Source organism: Lysinibacillus sp. JK80 (assembly GCF_027557635.1).
In the GTDB taxonomy this organism is placed as follows: Bacteria; Bacillota; Bacilli; order Bacillales_A; family Planococcaceae; genus Lysinibacillus; species Lysinibacillus capsici.
The window spans coordinates 1,589,316-1,613,462 of the sequence record NZ_CP058997.1; the positions used below are offsets into that span (position 1 = coordinate 1,589,316).

The following is a 24,147-nucleotide window of genomic DNA, read 5'->3' on the forward strand; positions in this document are numbered from 1 at the left end:
ACTATAGTCCCTCTTTCACAGTAAAAATACAATTATCGATTAAACGTGTTTTACCTATATAAACAGCTGCTGCCAACAAAACTTGCTGAGTTGCAGTTGTCACTGGTGTTAAATCTGGATATGTTAATAATTCAATATAATCAATGCGGCCATGTGTTCTTGCATGAATATGAGCTTTTGCTTTTGCAAGTGCTTTATCAGCATCACCATTCGCTAAAAAGCTATCGCGAGCCAACTGTAATGCTTCATTGATTGCTGGAGCCTCTTGTCGCTCTGACTCACTTAAATAGACATTACGAGAAGATTTCGCTAAACCGTCCTCCTCGCGTACAATTGGGACAACACGCATTTCTAAAGGGAAATTAAAATCACGTACCATTGTCGCAATAATCGCAACCTGCTGTGCATCTTTTTGACCGAAATAAGCTCTTGTTGGCAGTGTTAAATGAAATAATTTAGAGACAACCTGTAAAACACCATCAAAATGACCAGGACGACTTGCACCACAAAGAATGGTAGCCTGCTCACCTGCATGTAGACGAATCCCTCCATCTTGAGGATACATTTCTTCCACACTTGGTGCGAACACAATATCAACGCCCACAGATTCAGCTAATGCAGTATCTCTAGGCAAATCACGAGGATAACTTTCAAAATCCTCATTTGGCCCAAATTGTGTTGGGTTGACAAATATACTCATCACAACGACATCATTTTCTACACGAGCTGTTTGTGCTAATGTTAAATGACCTTCATGTAAATAGCCCATTGTCGGAACAAGTCCAATCGTTTTTTGAGCATGCTTAGCTGCTTGAATTTCTGTGGCTAATGCCTGTATGGTCGTGATGACTTTCATCATTTAACGCCTCCATATAGCTGATCTAATGCTTCCTCTTTCATTGTGAAGAAATGCTTTGGAGCTGGGAAAGTACCCGCTTTCACTGCTTCTACGTAACCCATCATCCCCGCGCTTGCTTCTTTGCCCATATCAGCAAATTGTTGAACAAATTTCGGTACATGGTGCGAACCGTAGCTTAGCATGTCATGATACACCAGCACTTGTCCATCAGCCTCAATACCAGCGCCTATGCCAATGGTTGGAATAACAAGACTAGCTGAAACAATTTCTGTCAGCTGATGAGGGATACATTCCAACACGACTGCACATGCTCCAGCCGCTTCGCATTGTTTTGCTTCTTCAAGCAGTGTAGCAGCCTGTTCAGCTGTTTTTCCTTGTACCTTATAACCACCAAGCACTCCCGCTGATTGAGGCAACAAGCCTAAGTGAGCTACTACTGGAATACCAGCTGACGTTAATTTACGAATGACAGGTATAACTTCACCTGCCCCCTCAACCTTTAAAGCATCTGCTCCTGTTTGTTGCATCATCGCAATGGCTGTTTTGAGTGTCTCATTGACATCGCCATGATAAGAACCAAAGGGCATATCAACGACTATAAACGTATCCTTTGCCCCTCGTCTTACTGCTTTTGCATGATGAACCATATCCGCTACAGTTACAGGCATTGTAGAATCATAGCCAAGCACGACCATTCCAAGTGAATCCCCGACTAGTATCATCTCAACGCCAGCTTCTTCCGCGAATTTAGCAGCTGGATAATCATAGGCCGTCACCATCACGATTTTCTCGCCTGCCGCTTTCATCTTTAAAAAATCTGTTGTCGTTTTCATTTTGTAGTCCTCCTTTTTTAAAGGAAGAAAACAGAAAAACCCTTCTGGCCGAAAACAGACAGAAGGGTAGTGTGTCGTTCAATGATAAAAAGACCCCTGAAAGAGGCAATAGCTTACAAAATGAAAGCTATATTTGAACGTATCGTTTTCTTCCGTCCCTGTCTAAAAGATCAAGGCAGATATTTGATAGTATAGTCTATTGCGTTTTTGAAGGTGCCGTTCACAATGGATACTGCCCTTCGCACATACTATAACAGATTTTCCTATTAATCTTCAAATATTATTTTCTTACAATATCTTCGTCTAACAACATTGGAAAAAATTTTCTTTTAGAATTGACAATCAATGTTATACGTCATATACTATCCACATACTATATGTCATATAATATAAAATGAAGTATAGGTATTACATGTGAGGTGAAAAGATGACATTTCAGCTTGGTTCAGCTTTACTTGATGCTTGTGTACTGGCTATTGTCGAGAAAGAGGACGCCTACGGTTATTCTTTAACACAGCAGGTACAATCAGTCATGGAGATTTCAGAGTCTACACTGTATCCTGTATTACGCCGCTTACAAAAAGCGCATTACTTAACAACGTACGATCAACCTTATCAAGGTAGAAATAGACGCTATTATCAAATTACGGAGCAAGGACGTATACGATTATTAGAGCTATTAAAAGAATGGCAAATGTATAAGGAAAAGGTTGATTGTGTACTTTTAGGAGGGAATTTAGATGGATAGAGCAAGCTATTTGAAACAGCTACGAGGAAAATTACGTCGGCTTCCTGCGCATGAGTTAGACGCTGCGCTTGCCTATTATGAAGAATACTTTGAGGAAGCTGGAGAGGAAAATGAGCATCAGGTCATTTCACAACTTGGCTCTCCTTCACACGTTGCCTCACAAATATTAGCTGATTTCGCATTAAAGGATTTAGAAACCTCCTCGGCAAAATCAACAAAAAAGAATATGTCTGCCATTTGGCTCATTATTCTAGCTATACTGTCTGCGCCCCTTTCATTGCCATTACTTGCAACAGCCATTGCACTCATTTTTTCATTTGGCGCAGTCATTATCAGCTTAATCTTTGCTATTGTCGCAACTGTTATTAGTATTTTTGCTGGTGGCGTTGTGGCGATCATTTCAGGTTTCTTAATTTTAACAGAGCATTGGCCGACCGCACTGCTCTTTATGGGTGTCGGGTTAATCGTAACGGGCTTGGGTGTCCTACTGTTCCCAGTTGTTGCTCGTGTTATCAAGAAAACCGTTGTTGTCTCTGTTGAAACATTAGGCAGACTGTTCCATAAAATGACAAAGAAGCAAAAAAAGGGGGACTTCTAAATGACGTCAAAAAATACCCTTATAGCCATGACAATGATTGCATTAGGCATTCTACTCGCATTGATTGGCTATTTTTCAGGGGGTCGCTGGCTGATTCTTAAAGATTCAGAGGGTCTTTATGTCCCCAGTAATACTAAATTAATAAGTCAGTCTCATGCTTTAGATGCATTCACAAGCATTAATATCGTAAATGATTATGGAGATGTGGAGATTGTTGCAAGTGATAGTGACTATAAATTAGACACAAAGGTCCATGAGCAAGAAGATGTAACATATCATATTGATAACGGAACTTTAACCATCGAAACAATGGCAAAGAAAAAGGATGGTTTTCAATTTGGCTTCGGTAACCTCTCTTCCCCTTCAATCAAACTCTATGTCCCAAAAGATACAAAAATAGAGGCGATTGTAATAGACAGTAATTTTGGCGATACAGCCATTCATGGGCTCCAGTATCAGCAGCTTAATCTTATCCAGGATTATGGAGATATTACTTTCAACAGCACGACGGGTGACAAAACAGAGATTAGGCAGTCCTTTGGTGATTTGACGCTTCAGCAACTTACTAGTAACGGCTTCACTATTGAGAGCGAGCATGGAGATATCGATATAGATGGCACATTAAATGGGCAAACAACCATTACCTCTAGTTTTGGCGATACAACGATTCACTTACAAAACAAACAAAGTGATATAGGCTACGCTCTCAAAACAGACTTCGGTGATGTGACCATTAATGATGAAGAACAAAATGGCACCGTGACTCAGGTAACGAAGGGTGAGCACCAACTGAATGTTTCCTTATCACATGGTGATATAGATGTGTCACTAAAATAAAGAATAGTCAATAAAAGAAGCTGCAAGTACAGGACGTTACTTGCAGCTTCTCATATTGTTGAAAAACAAAACCATTAATAGAATTTTTGTGAAAGGTGAAAATGGTTTCCGTTGCAGGCTACTTTCTTTCCTGTGGGCGAGCGCCGATCCCACGGGAGTCAAGTAGCCTTCCACTTCAACCTACAAAAGTGTTACCTTTTAGCAAAGGTTTTCAAATAAAGTGAAGGTGTTCACGACTCTTTATGAAGAGGTGCTGTTACGCATAACTTCCCCACATTGAAAATAAAAGTCTATCTATTCACTAATAATACAAATAATGGATTATTTTGTTCGCTACGGCCAGTACGAAAGATAAAGCAAAGACACTTTTGCAGAATTTGATTGGAGTGGAGCCAGGTCACTCCTAGGGGATTTAGCGTCACAGATGAGACTCTGGAGCGAACGTAAGTGAGTGAAGCGGCTCATCGGACGCCCCCTGGAAAGGACGCTGGCGGAACGGAAATCAACCCCTCACCTTGCAAAGTTGCTTTTTCTGCCGTTGACATCATCTTTTTGCAACAACATGAGAAGCCGCAAGTATAGGACATTACTTGCAGCTTCTTTTTTATAATATTTTGATGTCTCCTGCATAGATCGTTCGAACCGTTCCATCGTCCTGTGTCAGTTGCAGAACACCATCGTCTGTAATACCACTGGCAACCCCTTCAAAACGTTCGCGTATCGTTGTTACCTCTATACGTTGACCAATTGTACAAGACATTTGCTGCCATAGTGTCTTGAGACTCGCAAAACCCTCTTTAACGTATAGTTCTGTAAATTGTTCTAAATAGTGTAAGATAGAGGCCACAAGTGCTGCACGATTGATTTCTTCTCCAGCTTCTAATCGTAATGAAGTGGCAATATCCGCAATATCAGGTGAAAAGTCAGCTGCTGCTTGGTTCGCATTTATGCCAATTCCAACAAGTAAAGCTTGCACAAGATCCGCCTCTGCTTGCATTTCCGTTAAAATCCCCGTACATTTTTTGCCATTAATCAATAAATCATTGGGCCATTTAATCGCTGGCTCTACATGTTTATATAAGGTTTTAATGGCCATTGTGACAGCTACTGCCACCACAAGTGTATAGGATGAGGCCTGTTGGGGCGTAACATCTGGCCGAACGATAACAGTCATCCAAATACCTGTCCCATGTGCAGACTCCCAAGGACGAGCCATACGACCACGCCCCGCTGTTTGCTCCTCACCAATAATAATTGTACCGTGTGGAGCTCCTTCCTGTGCAAGCTTATGCGCAATTGTTTGTGTTGAATCAACTACATCGTAATAATGGATCTCACGTCCAAAATGCTCTGTCTTTAAAAAAAGCTTAATCTGTGTGGGGCTCAAGCTATTTGGTACACCTGTCAATACATACCCCTTTTTCTTAATTGTATCAAATGTATACCCTTCCTCTTGTAATGTTTGCATATGCTTCCAAACAGCGGTTCTTGAGACACCAAGAGAATCTGCTAATTCCTGACCTGAAACCGCTTCTCCATCAGCAGCCAATATTCTTTTTAAAATTTCGTCCTTCATGGAAATTGTCATCTTCACATCAATCCTTTAGTTAACTGTACTCTTGTTATGTAACTTATTTTGTCTTAATCATACTGTAAATTAACGTAAATGACCACCAACGATAGGAATTTAATGAAGCCGTCTCCCTTTTCGGGAGACGGCTTTCACCTATCATGTATTCGGCTTTAAGTAAGATCCTGTTGCTCCAGCCAGCTTTTAATCTGTTGTCGATCATTTTGAAGTTCATGATGAAGAATGGCTGTCAGCAGATCCTCCAATGCGGCTTTTACCCACGGCCCACCCTTTTTGCCAGACCATTTCAGTAAATCAGCCCCATTCACCGCTAATTCTTGCTTATGTTGAATCGGTAGCTTTGCCTGTAATTCTCGGATAGATTGTTGAGGTATCGAAGCGTCTAATTGGCGAAGTTGGGCAAAATATTGTGCAGCCTCTAGTTCTTGCTCTGTGTAGTAAAAATAATGGCGATTTGTCCAACCATCTTTTAAAGCGTCATAAGCGGTTAAAACGGAATTAATAAACGCCATTTCCTTATTCGATAATCGATAATCGCGCACTACCTCACGCCATGCTGCTCCTTGTAGTAAGGCAAAGTATGCCCAGCCAAGAAGGGCATCTTTTGTTTGGAAATTATGCCATTGTGCAGTTTGAAAATCACCTGTTAAATAGGCAGTTAATCCACTGTCCTCTAGTTTTTGTATACCCCCAAAAACTGTTTGTCCTACCCAAAGCTTATCAAGCTCTGCTTTAATGCGTTCTTTTGCAATAAAGCCCAAATCAGCAGCCCTTTGCTGGATGGCTGCGAATGTATTCGCCTCGATCGTAAAATCAAGCTGTGCAGAGAAGCGAATCGCTCGCAGCATCCTTAAAGCATCTTCTGCAAACCGTTTTTCTGCCTCTCCTATCGCTCGTATAATGCGCTTTTCAATATCTTGTTGTCCACCATAATAATCTACAAAAGAGCCATCACGACGCATGGCAATGGCGTTCATTGTAAAATCTCGGCGTTGTAAATCCTCTTTTAGAGATCGAACGAAATGGACATTCTGTGGTCTTCGATGATCTGTATATTCCCCATCTGTCCGATAGGTAGTCACTTCCACAGGTCCAGCGGGTACGATAACAAGTACCGTCCCATGCTGAATCCCAATATCTACAGTCTTTTGAAACACAGTTTTTACTTCTTCAGGCAAGGCATTTGTAGCCACATCTACATCATGGGCAGGACGATCGAGTAAAGCATCTCTTACAGCTCCACCAACAATAACTGCTTCAAATCCCGCCTGTTCTAATTGCTCAATGACTGAATAGGCTGCTTGCCATTCTTTATTGTTTTGCATGATTTCTTTCCGCAACCTTCTCGTACAGATTTTCATATTGTTCCACAATTTTGGATGAGTGGAATTTTTCACTTACTGCACGGATGGCCGCTTCTCGGAAGCGCAGTAATTGTTCCTCATCTTGCAATAAATGGGTCGCATACGCCGCAACTGCCTCTGTATCCCCTAATTCCACGATATAGCCGTCTACACCATGCTCAATGACTTCTGGAATACCACCTACATTTGTTCCAATACAAGGTACACCACAAGCCATTGCCTCTAATAACACCAGTCCAAACGATTCTTGCTGTGATAATAATAGCTTAAGGTCACTAATCGCATACAGTTCAGCTAAGTTTTCTTGTTTCCCTAAAAATAAAACATCCTTCATATACGGACTTCCTTTTACTTGGTCCATGACACGATGCTTTTCTGGGCCATCACCTACTAATAAGAGCTTTGCTTTCATGTTGGCACGGATTTTCATAAAGGCGTCTACAATGTGTGGAAGGTTCTTTATTTTACGGAAGTTTGATACATGAATGAGGACTTTTTCATCTTCTTGTATACCAAATTGCTCTTTTAAGTTTCCTGAATTTCGTGGGAAGTATTCGCGTTCGTCCACAAAGTTATAAATCGTTTCAATTGGTTTTACTGTATCAATCAGTTCATAGGTTTGTTCTTTTAATGCCTGTGACACGGTTGTCACAATATCAGATTTATCAATCCCATACTTAATGGCCTGTGAGAGCGTAGAATCTTGCCCAAGCACCGATATATCTGTGCCATGAAGGGTTGTAACGATGCCAATGTCTCGGCCGCTCATTTCACGTGCTAGCACCGCACATACTGCATGTGGGATGGCATAATGCACATGTAGCACATCCAACTCTTCATCCTTGATGACGTCTGCCATTTTACTCGCTAATGCAATATCGTATGGAGAATATTGAAATACTGAATAATTATTAACTTCGACTTCATGGAAAAAGACGGTTGGATAAATTTTATTCAATCGAAATGGTACGCTTGAGGTGATGAAATGAATTTCATGTCCTCTTTCTGCAAGCATTTTGCCTAATTCTGTTGCAATGACACCAGAGCCACCAACTGTAGGATAACAGGTAATGCCTATTTTTAGCTTTTTCATTCGATGATCATCCTTTCTGAATCACGTCTTTTGTTAATTGCGTCTTTCTTGTATCAGTCTCCAATCCACAAAGCCTTCCTGTAGGCCTTTTAGTAATATTTCTGCTGTTCCCATATTTGTTGCCAGTGGCACTTGGTAAACATCACAAAGACGGATTAGTGCAGAAACATCTGGCTCATGTGGTTGTGCTGTTAAAGGATCACGGAAAAATATCACCATGTCCATATCATTATTGGCAATCATTGCGCCAATTTGTTGGTCGCCACCAAGTGGCCCTGAACGAAAACGTGTAACTTCCAAACCAGTAGCTTCGATGACACGTTGTCCTGTTGTGCCGGTAGCATATAGTGTGTGTTCTTGTAAAATATTTTGGTAAGCAATAGCAAACTGTACTAAATTATCTTTTTTACGATCATGTGCAATCAATGCGATTTTCATATAGCTTCCATCCCAATCTTTAGATGATGTTTTCTAAACCATAAACAAGCTGATCCATTTTCATAACCTCTTCTATGCAAAATGCAACACCCGACATAAAAGAATTACGGTTTAATGAATCATGGCGAATCGTTAGTAGCTGCCCATCCCCTCCAAATAATACTTGCTGGTGTGCCACTAAACCAGGTAAACGTACGGAGTGAATGCGCATACCGTCAAAATCTCCACCTCTTGCACCTTTAATGGTTTCTTTCTCTTCTAGATGTCCTTGTGCCTTTGGCGTACGGACCTCTTGTATTAACTGTGCCGTTTTCACCGCTGTCCCAGATGGTGCATCAAGCTTCTGATCATGGTGCATTTCTATAATCTCTACATCTGGTAAGTATTTGGCTGCTTCTTTTGCAAACTTCATCATTAGGATAGCACCAATCGCAAAGTTTGGTGCAATAATGCAACCTAACTCTTTTTCTTTGGCCATGGCTGATAATTCCTCTAGTTGTGCATCTGTAAATCCTGTTGTACCAATTACTGGTCGTACATTTAAATTCAGTGCTTCCTTTGTATGTTTGTAGACTGCATGTGGATTAGTTAAATCCACTAGTACATCTGGTGCAGTTGCTTCTACAAGATCATGCATTTCTGTAAATATAGGCACTGTATAGCTTGCTGGAAACATATCTAAATCAGCTAAAGTTTTTCCTACTTCCTTATAATCTAGTACAGCTACTAATTCCATTTTGTCATGTTTCATGACCGTATGTACAGCCTCAGCTCCCATTTTTCCTCTTGCTCCCGCAATAGCTACACGAATCGACATCATTCTTCATCCTTTCTAGTCCAACGATCCTTATCTCTAGTTTCAAATTTATGTATGACGCGTAAAAGTGCTTCATCTAGTTTAATACCTTGGGCATTTGCAAAACAGACTAGTACAAAGAAAAAGTCTCCTAGTTCCTCTTCAATACTGTTTGTATCCTCTGTACTCTTTTTCTTTTTCTGTCCATAGACATCCTGAACTTCGCGTGAAAGTTCACCTAATTCTTCTGTTAGACGTGCAAGTAATTCAAATGGTGGAAAATAGCCTTCTTTAAATTGTCCTATATAGTCATCGACACGCTGTTGTAAAGCTTGCATTGTTAGTTGATCTGCCATAAAAATCACACTCCTATTTACCATCGTATAAAATTTACACCATTGTTGTCAAAACCAATAAAATGTCAGATAATAGATAACACTACTTCATTTGTTTGGAACTACAGGAGGTCAAATGCTAAAACAGATTAAAATACGTAATATTATCGCGATTATGCTCGGAGCAGCAGTTTTCAGCTTCGGCTTTGTTCACTTCAACATCCAAAATCAACTGGGTGAAGGTGGACTAAGTGGGATTACACTCATACTATATTTTACATTAGGATGGGACCCCGCCTTAATGAACCTGTTATTAAATATTCCCATGTTTATCATAGGTTATCGATTACTTGGAAAAAAATCATTTGTCTATACGCTTGTCGGCACTTTATCCGTATCTCTTTTTCTAAAAATTTTCCAAAAATATCAATTTACCATCCATTTAGAGGATGACATGTTGCTTGTAGCACTTTTTGCTGGTGTCTTTGTTGGATTGGGACTTGGGATTGTCTTTCGTTTCGGTGGTACTACAGGTGGTGTCGATATTTTGGCACGACTAGGGCATAAATATTTTGGCTGGAGTATGGGGAAAACCATGTTTGTCTTCGATGCCATCGTCATCATTCTTTCTTGGCTGACGTTCTTGGATGCTCGTTCCATGATGTATACATTAGTAGCCGTATTTGTTGGAGCCCGTGTCATTGACTTTGTACAAGAAGGTGCTTATGCGGCTCGTGGTGCGCTTATCATATCAGAAAAGTCTGGAGCCATTGCTGAAACAATCGCTCTTCGAATGGAGCGTGGTATCACCATTTTAGAAGGACATGGTCATTTTACGAAACAACCTAAGGAGGTTATTTATTGTGTAATTGGCCGCAATGAAGTTGTACGGTTAAAATCTATTGTGCATGAAGTTGATCCGCACGCATTTGTTTCCATCATTGAAGTACGAGATGTGGCAGGAGAAGGCTTCACACTAGACGATCAAAAGCAACCCCTTCATTAAGCATACGAAGATAAAAAACTTGTTACAGTGGTGTACCACTATAACAAGTTTTTTCTTAGTCGTCGCTACGCATATTGGTAAAAATTAAAATTAAACGTAATAACTCTAGTACAGCTACCGCTGCCGCTGCTACATATGTTAATGCTGCAGCACTTAATACTTTTCGTGCTGGTCGTTCTTCTTCATTTGTAATAATGCCAAGTGAATTCATTTGAACTAATGCTCGCTTTGAGGCATCAAACTCCACCGGAAGTGTCACTAATTGGAAAACAACACCTGCTGCTAATAATATGATACCTAATAGCAAGAAATTCGTACTACTTGCAAAAATACCAATCATTACGAAAATCCAAGACGCATTAGAAGAAATATTTGCTACTGGGACTAGCTTACTACGTAATGTAAGCATGGAATAAGCTTCTTTATGTTGGATGGCGTGACCTACCTCATGGGCAGCAACCGCAGCACCTGCAACACTTGCTTCATAAAAGTTACTTTCTGATAAAGCCACTGTTTTGGTTGCTGGATTATAATGATCAGACAACACACCTTGTGTTGGCACAACTCGTACATCATATAAGCCGTTTGCATCTAAAATCGCACGCGCTACCTCTGCACCAGTTTGCCCCTTCATTGTACGTTGCTTTGCAAATTTATTATACGTACCCTTTACCTTCATTTGAGCATAAAGTGGAAGCAGCATAATAATCACAAAATAAACAATATACATGCTCGTTGACAATTTTCTAACCCCTTTCTACCTCGATACTATAATTCTATAATTTATACCCTAATTCGGCAAATATTTGCGCCACCTAATTGTGAAAATGGCAAGTAAAATACATGCAATTGATAACCAGAATGTAAAGTAACCTATATAGCTTGTGTAATTGGCTAAATCCCGATACATCGGCATTTGCCCAAATACATAGTCAATGACATCATTATGCAGTGTCCAAACAGCTGCTATCACAACATGCCAATAAGTGAAGACATATTTCTTCATATATAGTACAGCTTGTACAGCCATGGCAAAATGTGAACCAACTAGCATCCATCCCTGCCAGCCAATAGAACCTGTTTCAATTAATGTCCAAATATTCATCACATCTGCCCATAAGCCATATTTCACCAACGTAACAAGGGCAAGTACTTCCATCAGTGGCCAGCTTTTCCCCATAATCCAAGCAATTAACACAAAACAAAAGAATAAACTGGCTGTCGGGCTATCTGGAACAAAAATATAAAAAATAGGCTCTGTGATGGCAAGCTGCCACCCATACCAATAATAGCCATAAATTGTACCTAGTAGATTAATAATTAGCAGCACTATCAAGAATGATTTATGGGTCAGAAGGTACCAAATATTTGCTTTTGTTAGTTGCACGATGTTAACTCCTTCCGATAAAAACAATCCATTATTTATGTATAGTTCTGAAATTCTAGAGCTTTACTCTACCTTTCAATTCAATTGTATCTCACCATCAATATGTGTTATTTTATTGTTTTAATTCGCTTACTTGTTTCAAGAATAAATGTTTTTTCGACATCTTTCGCTAAAATCCTTTATACAAGGGAACCTTTTTGTATGGCTTCCAGTCCCAATAGTATAACAAGGTAGAAAAAAAAGAGCCAGTTTCCTGACTCTTTTACTATTACTCTGCTTTTAAGCTTTCGATGAATTCAGCAAGTTTTTGAAGATCTTCATCTGAACCTGTCCATAATCCTGGTGGCATGTTTCCGCGACCATTATGAGCAATGTCCTTAATCTCATCAGCTGTTAATCCAGTGTTCATTAGAGATGGTGCACCAGCTCCACCTTCTAAGCCTTCACCGTGACATGTAATACAAGCTGAACCAGCGTATAGTTTATAACCTTCTGATTCTTTATCGAATTCAACTGTTTCTACGATTGCACCCATAGCTTTTTGAGCTTCCCAGTCGTGGTTAACAACTGACTCCCAAGTTAGGTAGAACATAGCAGCTAAAGTTAATAACATAAACGCTGTTGGCAATGGACGTTTAGATGGACGACGTTCTGGACCCTTGTCTAAAAATGGCATTAATAATAGCGCTCCAAATGCAAGACCTGGAATTACAATAGCTCCGATTACATTGTATGGACCAGAAGCAAATGAGTATTTTAAAAGTTGATACATAAATAAGAAGTACCAGTCCGGTAGTGGTGTATATGCTCTAGTTGGATCTGCCGGCCCTTCAAGTGGTGACGGGTGAGCGACAGTTAATAATAAGTATCCAATTAAAAATACAGCACCTACCATCCATTCCTTCAGTAAGAAGTTTGGCCAGAAAGCTTCCGTCTTACCTGGATATTCGGAATAATCCTTTGGAACGTTCGGCATTCTGTGATTCGCTTTAATACGAGAATCGCCGACAAATTTCATTCCTTTTCCGCGATGCATAGTGTCCCCTCCTTTTAAAGATCATCGAACCGTCAAGACAATTACAACGGTCCTGAAATTCCTTGACGACGAATCATGATAAAGTGCGCTGCAAGTAACCCAAACAATACTGCAGGTAAGAAGAATACATGAATCGCAAAGAATCGAGTTAACGTTTGAGCACCAAGAATCGTTGTGTCACCCGCTAATAATACTTTAATCATCCCACCGATAAACGGTACTGATGCTGCAATTTCGATACCTACTTTAGTAGCGAATAATGCTTTCATATCCCATGGTAATAAGTATCCTGTAAATCCAAGACCCATCATTACACCAAAAATACCTACACCAACCATCCAGTTTAACTCACGAGGTTTTTTATAAGAACCTGTGAAGAATACACGAAGTGTATGTAAGAACATCATTACGATAACTAATGAAGCTCCCCAGTGGTGCATACCGCGTACGATTTCACCAAATGCTACTTCGTTTTGTAAATAATAAACTGATTTCCAGGCATTCACAACGTCTGGTACATAGTACATTGTTAGGAACATACCAGATAGAATTTGAATTACTGTGATGAAGAATGTTAATCCACCAAAGCAGTAAACGAATGCTGAAAAATGATGTGCAGGGTTAACGTGCTCTGGCACTTCGTGGTCGGCAATATCACGCCAAATCGGTGTAATATCTAGGCGTTCATCGACCCAATCATAAATTTTATTTAGCACTGTTGTCGTACCCCCTTACTTATTTAACTAGAGAATTTGCTTTAGCTGGACCAATCATTAAATAGCCATCTTGTTCTTGTACTTCAAATTCATCCAACGGACCTAGAGGCGGTGTACCTGCAATGTTTTTCCCGTTTTTCTCATAACGTCCTGCGTGGCATGGACAGAAGAATTGACCTGGGTGTGCAGAATCTCCATTCCAGTCAACCATACATCCTAAATGCTTACAAACAGGTGAAAGGGCAATGATTTGATCGCCACTTTTATAAACCCAAGCTACATCTGTAACCTGTGATTTATACCATGCATCCACTTGTTCATATGAAAAGTCCACTTTTACAGGCTCTTCAGTCAAGTCAGCGATTTTATGCTCTGTTTTTACAAAATCCCCACCCTCATGCTTTTGTAGCACAGGATCAATTGCAAAGCGAAGCATTGGCATTAGCATACCTGCCGCCATAAATCCACCTACACCAGTAAGAGTATAACTTAGAAATTGACGACGTGAAACTCGATTATTACTCATTATTTTCCCCCCTCTAACTTAAAGGTCAGTCCAACGGACATACTTTTACAAATAGTAATACTAGGACATATATATGATATATCAAGTCCATAGCTTGGTCAATATAGCATTCTGTGGAAAGCTGGAGAATGTGAACATTTATTGAAACTAATTGTTAAATCTGTGCCCATTTAGTCGAAAGCATTGGAATCACTTGTCGCAATTGATCTTCTAGAATGGATTTTTTCACACTGGCATCCATACTTTCTAAAGGAATCGCTGGTAACCAAATCATATTGACTATCTCTCCACTCTTTGTCCAATAATGGTCACAAGTAATGAAGAACACATGCTTAAATCCAGCATTATGTAATTGTGCTTCTAATTGCTGTGGTAAATCATCGTTTTTTAAAGTTGTCATATAAGAAAATGGTGGCATGACTAGTAGTCGACCTTTAAACTGCTGCTCTATAAAAGAAGTTAAAGACATGACAAAATCTACCTCGGCACCACTTTGTTTCATTTTTTCAGAAGAGAGATCAATGGATACAAGTGGAACAACCGCGGTATCAATAAAATCTTTTTGTGCCATAAACGATGTTACATCGTTTGCATTAAAATACATTCAACAAACCTCCTTTTATCGCAAAATAAAAATGTCCTTTTCCACTCTTCAATAGGATACCCAATTAAAAGTGAAAACAATCATTCACTAGTAATGTTACCATATTGAAATGGATAAAGGACATTCAATTTTTACCTATAATTAACGTAAATTAGCCGTTTCCTTCAATGCTTGTAACAAATTAGACAATTCATAAAATCGCACTTCATCTCCCTGGTCGAGGGCTTCATCAATTTGTGCAAGTAATTTCTCTTCTTGGAATACGAGTAAGCTATTGGAAAGCAGCTCTTCTGCCAGTACACGATCTTTTTCACTGACGAGCAGTGTTTCTGGCATATAAGGGTTTTCTTCAAGAACTGCTAAGTATTGTGCACTTGGTGGTATATTAGGAAAATTCAATTGTATATACATATCTTCTTGTTCATGTAAGCGTAAATCATGGAAAGACTTCTCAGCATCTGCCGTCATCACATTGCCTTTATAGAAACGAAAAGGCACACCAGTTGAGTCTACTGTTGACATCACCATTGCCCTAGGACAATAGTGAGCTTCTTCCACAAAACGGATTCTTTTTAACAAGTCATCATTACTTAATAGGTAATTTAAAATCCATACACATTCACGACGTTTCAATTGATAATTTTTTAAAAACCATCGAACAAATGCTTTTTTATCAACAACTGATACAGAAGCAGTCATACCCACTCCCTCCTTTACTCAAATTCTAAGGTTTCTAACTTCTCCTGCCACTCTGGTTCACCCGGTTGAATGTTGATTAATTGTCCAAGAACCTCTTTTGCCTCTGAACGCTTTCCTTCTTCTAATAAGAAGTAAACATATTTTTCTAAAAATGTTGCGTCTTCCTTAAAATCATTATATGCCAAACGGTAAAATTCGTATGCACGGTCGTACAATTCTAAATTTTCATATGCCTCTGCCGCAAAAGGATATAAAGTGCTCCATTCAAAATCATTTTGCTGTAATGTCTCAAATAACTCGATTACATCCTCATGGCGCTCCTGTTGTCCAAACACTGAAATAAGTGCCAGTACCGCTTCCATATACTCAGGATCGAGCGCTATAGCTTCTCTCAGATGTTGCTCAGCTTCTTCTGGCAAACCATTTTTCAATGCCATTTTACCAGCGAATAAATAAAGTGATTTATCATATTCATCACGCTTTAACCCCTCTTGAATGGCAGCATAAGCTTTTTGATTATCCTCTGTCATTGCATAACTTTCCGCAAGCAATAAATAGGCTGAGAAGTAATCAGGATCTAATTCTTTCAATTCCTCTAGTTGTTTAATAGCCATCTCGTATTTTTGTGACTGGAAGGCTGAATAAGCAGCTCCAAATAAAATATCGGGCTTTACTTCATCTTCAAGGGCTTTGACATAATAATCAAATGCCGTCTCATAGGCTGCACCTGCGCGATAAACCTCCGCTAGTCGTTCGACAAGTTGAATACCAGCAAATTCATTTTGCTGCTCATATAAGTCCTCGTACAGTCTTGCTGCCTCTAAAAAACGACCTGTTTCAAATAAAAGTTCTGCTTTCGCAAAATGTAATAATGGCTCGTCTGGTAAAATCGCTAATGCTTCATTTATACGCTTTTCTGCAACCTCAAATAACCCTTGCATTTGATAATAATCAGCTAAAACCAATAACGCTTGTGGATATTCTGGGGAGGTTTCTTCAATTTCTAATAATAAATCTAATGCTTCATCTTCATTACCAAGCTCCATTAGGACATTGGCACGATCTATTTTTAACTGTGCTTCTTCTGGGAATAAAAATTGTAAATGCTCCAGCACACGGTCAGCTTCCTTCATGTACCCATACTGCATAAAAATCTCAGCAAGTGCATAGATCTCCTCGGGTAGCTCCTTCATTAAAAATGATTCTAGTAGCTGATCTATTAATGCTAAATCCCCTTGTTCAAGTGCTTGCATCATTTCAGTCATCGCATTGTTCACAGTCATTCACCTATTCTTTCGTTGATACCTTTATGCTACAAAACATTTACCTCTGAAACAAGAAAAAACTCCCCAAAAGCTTGGAGAGCCTCTCTTTAATTGTTACTTCACTGCCTCAATATGCTCAAAGAACGATGGGTAGGATACAGCAATACATTGTGCATCATCTAGTGTAACAGCTCCGTCTGTTATTAAAGCTGCAACTGCACCCATCATGCCGATTCGATGATCGCCATATGTTTGAAGGTTTGCTCCTTTTAAAGACGTTGGTCCCTCAATAATCATACCATCTTCTGTTGCTTCGATTTGGGCTCCAAGTTTCTTCAATTCAGTCACAACAGCCGTGATACGGTCAGTCTCCTTCACCTTTAGCTCCTCGGCATCTTTAATGATCGTTTGACCATGTGCTTGCGTAGCGAGTAATGCAAGAATTGGAATTTCGTCAATTAAACGAGGAATAATGTCTCCCTCAATTATTGTACCAGTTAAAGAAGATGTCGCGATTTGGATTGTTGCTGTCGGTTCAGCTTGATTATCATCATTCGGCGTTACCGTCATCGTGGCGCCCATTTTTTGCAGCACCTCTATAATGCCATCACGTGTTGGATTAATGCCCACATTATTTAGTGTTAGCTGACTATTTTTGCAAATGGCTCCTGCCACTAAGAAAAAGGCAGCCGATGATATATCTCCTGGCACAGAAACATGCGTCCCATTGAGAGCTTGTCCTCCTTCAATCGATACTACGCCATTATCTACTTCTACATGTGCACCAAATTGACGCAGCATTCGCTCTGTATGATCTCTCGAAACATCCATTTCTCTAACAATAGTTGTTCCTTCAGCACGCAAGCCCGCTAGTAAAATAGCAGATTTCACCTGTGCACTTGCTACAGGCATCTTGTAATCAATGGCTTGTAATTTTGTACCTTGAATGGCTAGCGGTGTATATTGCCCGTCTGCACGCCCTGTAATTTGTGCACCCATCTGACGCAGTGGATCTATAACACGGCGCATTGGTCGTTTTCCAATGGATGCATCTCCTGTCATGACAGAGTGAACAGTAGAACCAGCTAAAATGCCTAGCATTAAGCGTGTTGTTGTACCAGAGTTACCCGTATATAACACTTCTGTCGGCTCCTGCCAGCCATCCATCCCTGGGCTATGAATGGTTACATTTGTCCCTTCCACCTCAATCTGAACGCCAAGTTTCTGGAAGCAATCAATTGTACTTAAACAATCTTCACCTAGTAAAAAACCCTCTACTGTCGTTGTTCCACTAGCAATGGCGCCAAACATCACAGAGCGATGAGATACAGACTTATCGCCTGGAACAGTTAAAGAGCCCTGTAAAGAAGGCTTGTTGTATTGCAATACTTTTTCACTCATGAACTTTATTCCCTCCAATATGAAGATAGAAAGCGCCGAAATGCCGACGCTTTCTTATGCTAAGAAATATACGTTTCGAAATTTGCTCGTTTTTGAATACAGGCTGCAGCACGTTCGCGATCATTTTCACTTTGGAAGCTAATGACTAGAATACCGAAAACATCTTCTCGTGATTCAACGATGCGAAGATTCGTAATACTAATTGCTTCATCTGCTAAAAAGCCCGTCACTTCAGAAATAACACCTGGATAGTCAGGAACATCAACATATAGATCGAATGGTGTATACATAGCCCCTGCACTAATCGGTAATTCATCTCTCAGTTCTTTGGCAACTGCAAAATAGTTTTCAATAGCCTGTGAAGAACCCTCCATCAGCAGTTCCTTAATGCGTGTCATTTCTTTTTCCCAGCCCTCTAATTGCGTGAGGAGTTCCTCGCGATTTTGCAGCGTAATATCTCGCCATAAGATGGGATTGGAAGAGGCGATTCGTGTCACATCACGAAACCCTCCTGCTGCAAGAGAACGTGTCATTGGGTACTCCCCATTTTCGCCGCCTAATTGATGAACAAGTGAGGCCGCAATAACATGCGGAAAATGACTCACCACCGCTGTCATGTGATCATGCTCACTGGCAGATACACTGACTACTTTTGCATGGGTAAATTTCAGCAAACTTTCAAGCTGTGCCATATGAACAATTTCTTCCCCAGCAAGTGGCGTAAGCATGTAATATGCGTTTTCAAAAAGATGCGCCTTAGCAGCCAGCACACCACTTTTATGAGACCCCGCCATTGGATGTCCACCAATAAACGTTATGCCAAGTTCTCGTAATTCGCTTGCTTTTTGCATAATTAATTTTTTTGTACTTCCTGTATCTGTTACGATGACTTTATTTTTCAAGGGCCATGATTTTAATTGCTCCATCCAATCCAGTGTTGCATTAACGGGCGTACCGAAGATAATAACATCAACCTCAGCCGCAACAGCCAGTGGATCTGCGACAATCTCATGCACAATATTTAATGTTTTCGCATGCTCGCGTGTTTGTGCGTCCATGTCGTAGCCAATAATTTTTGTTTCCGGTGCTTTTTGCAAAGCAAGGGCAATAGAACCTCCGATCAATCCTAGCCCTATAACGAGTACTTTGCGTGTCATGCAAATACCCCTTGTTGTTTTAACACTTCATCAAGTTGGCTAAGCAATGCTGCATTTTGAGCCTCTGTTCCAATTGTCACACGGATAAATCCTGGTAAGCCTAATGCATTACCACTGCGGACGATAAAGCCTCTTTTCATCAGCTCTTGGAAAACAACATCACTATCAGCATGGGTATCAAAGAAAATAAAGTTTGTATCAGATGGAAAGTATTTTAAATTATGCTTTTCACAAAATTCTACATATTGTTTTTTACCTTTTTCATTGGCTTCACGGCAGGCTTCAATATAATCTTGGTCACTGAGGGCAATGGCAGCAACAGCTTGACTTAAGATTGTATTATTGAATGGTGCACGCACAGGATCAAGCTTAGCAATAACATCAGGTTGGCCAATAGCATAGCCTACGCGGAACGAAGCTAAGCCATATGCTTTAGAGAATGTACGCAGTAAAAGCACATTCGGATACTCATTAATGATTGGTAACGTATCCTTGTGGTCTGGATGTGTAACATATTCAATGTATGCCTCATCAAGCACGACAAGGACATCGCTTGGAACCTTTGCAAGAAAGGCACGCAATGCAGCATCAGGAATGACAACTCCTGTAGGATTATTTGGACTACATACCCAAACAATAGAAGTTTGGTCATCAATTGCAGCCAACATTGCCTCTAGATCATGTGCTCCATCTTGACAAGGCACTTTACGTACTTCAGCACCTTCAATTTCAGCATTGTGCCAGTATTGAGAGAAGGAAGGGTCGGCCATAACCGTGTTTACCCCTGGATACAACAGAGCACGAGTAATAATAGCAATGATGTCATCAGAGCCGTTACCAAAAAGAAGCTGTGTTTCTTTCACACCTAGATGATTTGCCACAGCAGTACGTAGGTTTTGGGCATAGCCATCTGGATAAAGTGCATGATTCACTGCATTATTTTGTAAATAAGCTGTTACCTTAGGTGAGCACCCGAATGGATTTTCATTCGATGCCAATTTAATAACTTCCTTTAAGCCATATTCACGTTGTACTTCTTCAATTGGTTTACCTGGCTTATATGCTTGCATACCGTCCAATTGTTGTTTCCACTTCATCTAAAACATCTCCTCTACTTATTTAGCCTGGGCCAAATCTGGTCTTAATTTCACTGCATCATTGAGATACAAGTGCTTTACATCTTTTTGGGCAACCTCTACGTTTGCATGTATTAATACACGAATACATAATGGTAACGCTTCTGGCACATCCATCTCATGTGTACACATAACAGGGACATATTGCCAGCCATCCATCAAGCGTACTGCACGAGCAGGAAATGCTGAGGTAATATCTGGCGTTGTTGAAATGAGGATCGATGCGATATCATCAATGTCCACATTATTTGCTGCCACAACCTCACGCACTAATCTTGCTGTCTCATCCCATACAAGCTCTGGCTTGTCAGATTCAATTGTTATTGCTCCTCTAAGTCCACGAATCATACAAGCACCTCCGCTAATAACTGTCTATATTCAGCATCTATTTCTTGGCATTCTTCTAAATCAATAGCTTTGACAAAAGGCTTTCCAACTTTATCCAAAAGAACAAATTGTAAAATGCCATATTCCGCTTTTTTATCTTTCATTAGGTAGCTAGATAATTGTTCAAATGAATAATCACTCACAGCCTTAAAAGGATAGCCGTTTTTTATCGCAAACTGTAAAAAGGATTGGGTGAACGTTCGATCAATTTCTCCATATCGTTCACTCAATAGAAGACAATAGACGAGTCCAATCATAACCGCCTCACCATGAGCCACTTTGCCATAACCCGCAGCTGCCTCAATGGCATGTCCATATGTATGGCCTAGGTTTAAAAACTTTCGAACGGATTGCTCTGTTTCGTCCTCAGCAACAATTTGTGCTTTCACTTCAATTCCTTTTTTTAGTTGCTTTGCTAGTTCATTTTGATTAAAATGGATCACCGAATCTCCTGTCATTAATTCCTCCAGCCAGTTCGGGTCAGAAATCATGGCATGCTTAATTAACTCTGCTGTTCCCGAACGTACCTCACGCTCTGATAAACTTTCTAAAAGAGCTGTATCATATATCACGCCTTCTGGCTGATAAAATGCGCCAATCATATTTTTTCCTAGTGGATGATTAATGGCAGTTTTTCCACCAACTGCGGAATCATGCGCTAGAATAGTCGTTGGAATTTGAATAAACGGAATCCCACGCATATAAGTTGCCGCAACAAAACCTGTTAAATCGCCAACTGCTCCTCCTCCAAAAGCAAAAATGAAGGATTTTCTGGAGCATTTTTGCTCTAATAAAAATGTTTGAGCAGCATTGTATTGATCAAAGGTTTTGCACGCTTCTCCACCTGGCAAAATAAAGACCTCAAAGTGGTACGGGAAATTTGCTTTGAAGTACTCTCCCTGTGCTGCCCAAACATTGACATCAGTAAACACAAAGAGCTTATCCGCTTTTTGAAGTTTATCAGCAAATGCCTCCACAGCTTCAGTTAGAAATTGATGCCCAAGAACAACTTCATATTGATGCGATTTTGTTGCTACTGGTACACGCATAACTTAGAACCCCTTTGTATATTGACGATGCTCGTCAATTTGAGCTTGTAATTGTGGTAGTTGATCACTATGGAATTGCTCTAAAATTGCATTCGCTATTTCCCAGGCAATAACATGTTCTGCAACTACAGACGCTGCTGGTACTGCACAGCTATCAGAGCGCTCAACACTCGCTTTAAACGGCTCTTTTGTTTCAATATCTACACTTTGTAATGGTTTATATAAAGTAGGAATTGGCTTCATCACACCACGTACAACAATTGGCATACCTGTTGACATACCGCCTTCTAAGCCACCAAGTCGATTGGTTGCACGAGTATAACCTTCTTCTTCAGACCAGATGATTTCATCGTGTACTTCAGAACCTTTTCGACGTGCCATTTCAAAGCCAAGTCCAAACTCTACTCCTTTAAATGCATTAATAGATAACATAGCAGCAGCAAGCTTTGCATCCAGCTTACGATCATAATGTACATAAGAACCTACACCTGCTGGCATGCCTTCTACAATGACTTCTACAACACCACCGATCGAATCGCCGGCCTTTTTCGCTTCATCAATTGCCTCAACCATTTTCGCAGAGGCGATTGGATCTACACAGTAGCAAGGATCCGCTTCGACAATTGCACGAATTTCTTCTGTTGTTTTTCCTTCTATTAAAGAAGTATCGGCTTTAATTCCCACTATCTCTGTAACATGTGCAACAATGGAAATGCCTAGTTCATTAAGTAACGCCTTTGCCACAGACCCAACTGCTACTCGTACAGTTGTTTCACGCGCAGAGGAGCGCTCTAATACATTCCTTAAATCACGGTGACCATATTTCATGCCTCCAACTAAATCTGCATGACCTGGACGAGGACGTGAGATTTGACGCTTGATATCTTCAGGATTGATATCATCAGCTAGTGGCTCTGCACCCATAATTTTAGTCCAGTGCTTCCAGTCATCATTTGTGACAACGAGTGCAACAGGAGATCCAAGTGTCTGACCATGACGAACACCAGCTACAATCTCCACTGTATCTGTTTCGATTTGCATGCGGCGCCCACGTCCATGACCTCCTTGGCGACGTTTTAAATCATGATTAATTTTTTCTGCTGTAATGGGTAAGAGTGACGGTAAACCCTCAATAATTGTCGTTAATTGAGGTCCGTGAGACTCACCTGCTGTTAAGTAACGCATAAACACTTTCTCCCTTCAACTCGCTAAAGTATGTATTTTTCACTATAACATATATTCTTTAAAAAAACAGTCCTTTTACGAATGTCTTTTAAGTAGTTACCATTTTCATAGATCTAAATGTGAATATTCTGAATGAAAGTTATAAAAAACACCTAGCTAAATTTTATAAAAAATACGCCTTTGCTTATGATAAGCGAAAAGCGTATGAATTATCTATGTTTAATGCTTGGTCAACTTTATGTACAATTGTGTTATTTGTACAAAGCTTTTCATCCATATTATTAATTATTTTTGCGATAGAAGAACGTGTCTTCTACATCAAATTCATAACGTGCTGGATTAAAAATTTGCTCTGTCGATCCAACAAATAAAACGCCATCCTTGCGCAGTGCTTTACTAAAATTATTATAAATTTGATCTTTCGCTTCTTCTGTAAAATAAATCATGACATTGCGACAAACAATTAAATCATAATTGCCGTCATAAGAGTCATTCAATAAATTATGTTTCTTAAAGGTTACACAACGCTTAATCTCATCCTTCACGCGATAGAAGGAGCCTTCTTGTTCAAAATACTTTGCTTTAATATCACTTGGGACCTCGACTAAAGAGCGTTCAGGGTAGACACCTAACTTCGCCTTTTGTATCACATTCTCATCTAAATCAGTGGCAATAATTTGAATTTGAGATAAAGGCACCAATTGAGATAATACCATTACTAAAGAATATGGTTCTTCTCCTGTCGAACAAGCCGCACTCCAAATTTTTAAACGCTTATTAGTTTGTAAAAGTTTCGGAAATATTTTCTTTTGTAATACTTCCCAGCGCTTTCCATTGCGATAAAATTCAGAAACATTGATCGTCATACGATCTAAGAATTCATTCATTAAATCACGATCTTGTTCGAGTGCCTTTAGAAAGTCTACAAAATTACGATAGCCCTTTTTCTCATAAAGAGAGGTTAATCGTCTTTTCATTTGCGCTTCTTTATATAACGCTAAATCTATTCCTGTTTTGCGCTTAATACCTTCTATAAACTGTTCATAATCAGACATATGGTCATCTTCCCCTCTAGCGTCGTATTACCATTATAGCGGAAAA

General features: G+C 39.9%; 27 protein-coding genes. 4 read left to right on the plus strand and 23 right to left on the minus strand.

Going from position 1 to position 24,147, the window contains the following annotated elements:
• Nucleotide 1: 1 nt before the first annotated feature.
• Complete coding sequence (panC, locus tag HXV90_RS08410; protein WP_054550960.1) at nucleotides 2–856, minus strand: pantoate--beta-alanine ligase; 855 nt, start codon at nucleotides 854–856, stop codon at nucleotides 2–4.
• Nucleotides 856–1,692: a 3-methyl-2-oxobutanoate hydroxymethyltransferase gene (gene panB, locus HXV90_RS08415; protein WP_066037629.1), complete on the minus strand. Its 837-nt coding sequence runs from the start codon at nucleotides 1,690–1,692 to the stop codon at nucleotides 856–858. The genes panC and panB overlap by 1 nt, the downstream gene beginning before the upstream one ends.
• A 427-nt stretch (nucleotides 1,693–2,119) precedes the next feature.
• On the opposite strand from panB, the gene HXV90_RS08420 reads away from it, so the two are divergent.
• Genes HXV90_RS08420 through HXV90_RS08430 form a run of 3 tightly spaced genes read left to right on the plus strand, consistent with a single transcriptional unit; the run spans nucleotide 2,120 to nucleotide 3,875 of the window.
• Nucleotides 2,120–2,440, plus strand: coding sequence for a PadR family transcriptional regulator (locus tag HXV90_RS08420; protein ID WP_004232706.1), 321 nt, complete (start codon nucleotides 2,120–2,122; stop codon nucleotides 2,438–2,440).
• Nucleotides 2,433–3,038 (plus strand): DUF1700 domain-containing protein, encoded by a 606-nt coding sequence (locus HXV90_RS08425; protein WP_066037628.1) that lies wholly within the window; start codon nucleotides 2,433–2,435, stop codon nucleotides 3,036–3,038. Before HXV90_RS08420 ends, HXV90_RS08425 begins: the two co-directional genes overlap by 8 nt.
• Entirely contained in the window at nucleotides 3,039–3,875 is an 837-nt protein-coding gene (locus HXV90_RS08430; RefSeq protein ID WP_048389854.1) for a DUF4097 family beta strand repeat-containing protein, read from the plus strand.
• Nucleotides 3,876–4,479: 604 nt separating this feature from the next.
• Here the strand turns inward: HXV90_RS08430 and HXV90_RS08435 are convergent.
• The 6 genes from HXV90_RS08435 to HXV90_RS08460 form a co-directional block, all read right to left on the minus strand.
• Nucleotides 4,480–5,463, minus strand: coding sequence for a biotin--[acetyl-CoA-carboxylase] ligase (locus HXV90_RS08435; protein WP_054550716.1), 984 nt, complete (start codon nucleotides 5,461–5,463; stop codon nucleotides 4,480–4,482).
• Between the two features lie 155 nt (nucleotides 5,464–5,618).
• Nucleotides 5,619–6,791 carry a CCA tRNA nucleotidyltransferase gene (locus tag HXV90_RS08440; protein ID WP_269898804.1) on the minus strand — a complete coding sequence of 391 codons (1,173 nt, stop codon included), beginning with the start codon at nucleotides 6,789–6,791 and terminating at the stop codon, nucleotides 5,619–5,621.
• Nucleotides 6,778–7,923 (minus strand): N-acetyl-alpha-D-glucosaminyl L-malate synthase BshA, encoded by a 1,146-nt coding sequence (gene bshA / locus HXV90_RS08445; protein ID WP_004232695.1) that lies wholly within the window; start codon nucleotides 7,921–7,923, stop codon nucleotides 6,778–6,780. The genes HXV90_RS08440 and bshA overlap by 14 nt, the downstream gene beginning before the upstream one ends.
• A 33-nt stretch (nucleotides 7,924–7,956) precedes the next feature.
• Entirely contained in the window at nucleotides 7,957–8,361 is a 405-nt protein-coding gene (gene mgsA, locus HXV90_RS08450; protein WP_004232690.1) for a methylglyoxal synthase, read from the minus strand.
• A 19-nt stretch (nucleotides 8,362–8,380) separates the two neighbouring features.
• Nucleotides 8,381–9,178 carry a 4-hydroxy-tetrahydrodipicolinate reductase gene (gene dapB, locus HXV90_RS08455; RefSeq protein WP_004232679.1) on the minus strand — a complete coding sequence of 266 codons (798 nt, stop codon included), beginning with the start codon at nucleotides 9,176–9,178 and terminating at the stop codon, nucleotides 8,381–8,383.
• On the minus strand, nucleotides 9,178–9,513 hold the full coding sequence (locus tag HXV90_RS08460) for a nucleotide pyrophosphohydrolase (protein ID WP_036077682.1): 336 nt from the start codon (nucleotides 9,511–9,513) through the stop codon (nucleotides 9,178–9,180). The genes dapB and HXV90_RS08460 overlap by 1 nt, the downstream gene beginning before the upstream one ends.
• Nucleotides 9,514–9,628: 115 nt before the next feature.
• Between HXV90_RS08460 and HXV90_RS08465 the strand changes: the two genes are divergently transcribed.
• Nucleotides 9,629–10,498, plus strand: coding sequence for a YitT family protein (locus HXV90_RS08465; RefSeq protein ID WP_004232676.1), 870 nt, complete (start codon nucleotides 9,629–9,631; stop codon nucleotides 10,496–10,498).
• A 55-nt stretch (nucleotides 10,499–10,553) separates the two neighbouring features.
• Here the strand turns inward: HXV90_RS08465 and HXV90_RS08470 are convergent, their stop codons facing one another.
• The 15 genes from HXV90_RS08470 to HXV90_RS08540 all read right to left on the minus strand — a co-directional run bounded on the left by HXV90_RS08470 (nucleotide 10,554) and on the right by HXV90_RS08540 (nucleotide 24,101).
• A complete protein-coding gene (locus HXV90_RS08470) occupies nucleotides 10,554–11,228 on the minus strand; it encodes a zinc metallopeptidase (RefSeq protein WP_036077718.1) in 675 nt (224 codons plus the stop codon).
• Nucleotides 11,229–11,288: 60 nt separating this feature from the next.
• Nucleotides 11,289–11,885: a lipoprotein heptaprenylglyceryl N-acetyltransferase LhaT gene (locus tag HXV90_RS08475; RefSeq protein WP_269898805.1), complete on the minus strand. Its 597-nt coding sequence runs from the start codon at nucleotides 11,883–11,885 to the stop codon at nucleotides 11,289–11,291.
• 268 nt (nucleotides 11,886–12,153) lie between these two features.
• Entirely contained in the window at nucleotides 12,154–12,921 is a 768-nt protein-coding gene (locus HXV90_RS08480) for a menaquinol-cytochrome c reductase cytochrome b/c subunit (RefSeq protein ID WP_004232669.1), read from the minus strand.
• Between the two features lie 41 nt (nucleotides 12,922–12,962).
• Nucleotides 12,963–13,637 (minus strand): menaquinol-cytochrome c reductase cytochrome b subunit, encoded by a 675-nt coding sequence (gene qcrB / locus HXV90_RS08485; protein ID WP_004232663.1) that lies wholly within the window; start codon nucleotides 13,635–13,637, stop codon nucleotides 12,963–12,965.
• A gap of 19 nt (nucleotides 13,638–13,656) precedes the next feature.
• Nucleotides 13,657–14,163, minus strand: coding sequence for a QcrA and Rieske domain-containing protein (locus tag HXV90_RS08490; protein ID WP_004232660.1), 507 nt, complete (start codon nucleotides 14,161–14,163; stop codon nucleotides 13,657–13,659).
• Between the two features lie 154 nt (nucleotides 14,164–14,317).
• Nucleotides 14,318–14,767 carry a DUF2487 family protein gene (locus tag HXV90_RS08495; protein ID WP_048389840.1) on the minus strand — a complete coding sequence of 150 codons (450 nt, stop codon included), beginning with the start codon at nucleotides 14,765–14,767 and terminating at the stop codon, nucleotides 14,318–14,320.
• A gap of 141 nt (nucleotides 14,768–14,908) precedes the next feature.
• Nucleotides 14,909–15,466: a ReoY family proteolytic degradation factor gene (locus HXV90_RS08500; protein WP_048389838.1), complete on the minus strand. Its 558-nt coding sequence runs from the start codon at nucleotides 15,464–15,466 to the stop codon at nucleotides 14,909–14,911.
• 14 nt (nucleotides 15,467–15,480) lie between these two features.
• A complete protein-coding gene (locus HXV90_RS08505; RefSeq protein ID WP_004232654.1) occupies nucleotides 15,481–16,749 on the minus strand; it encodes a tetratricopeptide repeat protein in 1,269 nt (422 codons plus the stop codon).
• A 96-nt stretch (nucleotides 16,750–16,845) separates the two neighbouring features.
• Entirely contained in the window at nucleotides 16,846–18,132 is a 1,287-nt protein-coding gene (gene aroA / locus HXV90_RS08510) for a 3-phosphoshikimate 1-carboxyvinyltransferase (protein ID WP_112117664.1), read from the minus strand.
• Nucleotides 18,133–18,191: 59 nt separating this feature from the next.
• Nucleotides 18,192–19,289 (minus strand): prephenate dehydrogenase, encoded by a 1,098-nt coding sequence (locus HXV90_RS08515; RefSeq protein WP_066037623.1) that lies wholly within the window; start codon nucleotides 19,287–19,289, stop codon nucleotides 18,192–18,194.
• On the minus strand, nucleotides 19,286–20,386 hold the full coding sequence (gene hisC, locus HXV90_RS08520) for a histidinol-phosphate transaminase (protein WP_066037622.1): 1,101 nt from the start codon (nucleotides 20,384–20,386) through the stop codon (nucleotides 19,286–19,288). Before hisC ends, HXV90_RS08515 begins: the two co-directional genes overlap by 4 nt.
• Before the next feature lie 18 nt (nucleotides 20,387–20,404).
• Nucleotides 20,405–20,773: a chorismate mutase gene (aroH, locus tag HXV90_RS08525; RefSeq protein WP_004232646.1), complete on the minus strand. Its 369-nt coding sequence runs from the start codon at nucleotides 20,771–20,773 to the stop codon at nucleotides 20,405–20,407.
• Nucleotides 20,770–21,861, minus strand: a complete 1,092-nt coding sequence (aroB, locus tag HXV90_RS08530; RefSeq protein ID WP_269898806.1) for a 3-dehydroquinate synthase — start codon at nucleotides 21,859–21,861, stop codon at nucleotides 20,770–20,772. Before aroB ends, aroH begins: the two co-directional genes overlap by 4 nt.
• A 3-nt stretch (nucleotides 21,862–21,864) precedes the next feature.
• The gene (gene aroC, locus HXV90_RS08535; protein ID WP_004232644.1) at nucleotides 21,865–23,046 is read right to left on the minus strand and encodes a chorismate synthase; all 1,182 of its coding nucleotides are present in this window, start codon (nucleotides 23,044–23,046) and stop codon (nucleotides 21,865–21,867) included.
• A gap of 281 nt (nucleotides 23,047–23,327) precedes the next feature.
• Nucleotides 23,328–24,101: a CheR family methyltransferase gene (locus HXV90_RS08540; protein WP_269898807.1), complete on the minus strand. Its 774-nt coding sequence runs from the start codon at nucleotides 24,099–24,101 to the stop codon at nucleotides 23,328–23,330.
• Nucleotides 24,102–24,147: the final 46 nt, after the last annotated feature.

Excerpts from the sequence above, each read along its gene's own strand:
- HXV90_RS08490 (WP_004232660.1), bottom strand. The coding sequence starts at position 14,163 with ATGAGTAATAATCGAGTTTCACGTCGTCAATTTCTAAGTTATACTCTT.
- HXV90_RS08460 (WP_036077682.1), bottom strand. The coding sequence starts at position 9,513 with ATGGCAGATCAACTAACAATGCAAGCTTTACAACAGCGTGTCGATGAC.
- hisC (WP_066037622.1), bottom strand. The coding sequence starts at position 20,386 with ATGAAGTGGAAACAACAATTGGACGGTATGCAAGCATATAAGCCAGGT.
- HXV90_RS08540 (WP_269898807.1), bottom strand. The coding sequence starts at position 24,101 with ATGTCTGATTATGAACAGTTTATAGAAGGTATTAAGCGCAAAACAGGA.
- panC (WP_054550960.1), bottom strand. The coding sequence starts at position 856 with ATGAAAGTCATCACGACCATACAGGCATTAGCCACAGAAATTCAAGCA.
- HXV90_RS08470 (WP_036077718.1), bottom strand. The coding sequence starts at position 11,228 with ATGTATATTGTTTATTTTGTGATTATTATGCTGCTTCCACTTTATGCT.
- HXV90_RS08440 (WP_269898804.1), bottom strand. The coding sequence starts at position 6,791 with ATGCAAAACAATAAAGAATGGCAAGCAGCCTATTCAGTCATTGAGCAA.
- aroH (WP_004232646.1), bottom strand. The coding sequence starts at position 20,773 with ATGATTCGTGGACTTAGAGGAGCAATAACAATTGAATCTGACAAGCCA.
- panB (WP_066037629.1), bottom strand. The coding sequence starts at position 1,692 with ATGAAAACGACAACAGATTTTTTAAAGATGAAAGCGGCAGGCGAGAAA.
- mgsA (WP_004232690.1), bottom strand. The coding sequence starts at position 8,361 with ATGAAAATCGCATTGATTGCACATGATCGTAAAAAAGATAATTTAGTA.
- bshA (WP_004232695.1), bottom strand. The coding sequence starts at position 7,923 with ATGAAAAAGCTAAAAATAGGCATTACCTGTTATCCTACAGTTGGTGGC.
- HXV90_RS08480 (WP_004232669.1), bottom strand. The coding sequence starts at position 12,921 with ATGCATCGCGGAAAAGGAATGAAATTTGTCGGCGATTCTCGTATTAAA.
- HXV90_RS08435 (WP_054550716.1), bottom strand. The coding sequence starts at position 5,463 with ATGACAATTTCCATGAAGGACGAAATTTTAAAAAGAATATTGGCTGCT.
- aroC (WP_004232644.1), bottom strand. The coding sequence starts at position 23,046 with ATGCGTTACTTAACAGCAGGTGAGTCTCACGGACCTCAATTAACGACA.
- HXV90_RS08465 (WP_004232676.1), top strand. The coding sequence starts at position 9,629 with ATGCTAAAACAGATTAAAATACGTAATATTATCGCGATTATGCTCGGA.
- HXV90_RS08505 (WP_004232654.1), bottom strand. The coding sequence starts at position 16,749 with ATGACTGTGAACAATGCGATGACTGAAATGATGCAAGCACTTGAACAA.
- HXV90_RS08495 (WP_048389840.1), bottom strand. The coding sequence starts at position 14,767 with ATGTATTTTAATGCAAACGATGTAACATCGTTTATGGCACAAAAAGAT.
- aroB (WP_269898806.1), bottom strand. The coding sequence starts at position 21,861 with ATGCGTGTACCAGTAGCAACAAAATCGCATCAATATGAAGTTGTTCTT.
- aroA (WP_112117664.1), bottom strand. The coding sequence starts at position 18,132 with ATGAGTGAAAAAGTATTGCAATACAACAAGCCTTCTTTACAGGGCTCT.
- HXV90_RS08425 (WP_066037628.1), top strand. The coding sequence starts at position 2,433 with ATGGATAGAGCAAGCTATTTGAAACAGCTACGAGGAAAATTACGTCGG.
- HXV90_RS08430 (WP_048389854.1), top strand. The coding sequence starts at position 3,039 with ATGACGTCAAAAAATACCCTTATAGCCATGACAATGATTGCATTAGGC.
- HXV90_RS08420 (WP_004232706.1), top strand. The coding sequence starts at position 2,120 with ATGACATTTCAGCTTGGTTCAGCTTTACTTGATGCTTGTGTACTGGCT.
- dapB (WP_004232679.1), bottom strand. The coding sequence starts at position 9,178 with ATGTCGATTCGTGTAGCTATTGCGGGAGCAAGAGGAAAAATGGGAGCT.
- HXV90_RS08515 (WP_066037623.1), bottom strand. The coding sequence starts at position 19,289 with ATGACACGCAAAGTACTCGTTATAGGGCTAGGATTGATCGGAGGTTCT.
- HXV90_RS08500 (WP_048389838.1), bottom strand. The coding sequence starts at position 15,466 with ATGACTGCTTCTGTATCAGTTGTTGATAAAAAAGCATTTGTTCGATGG.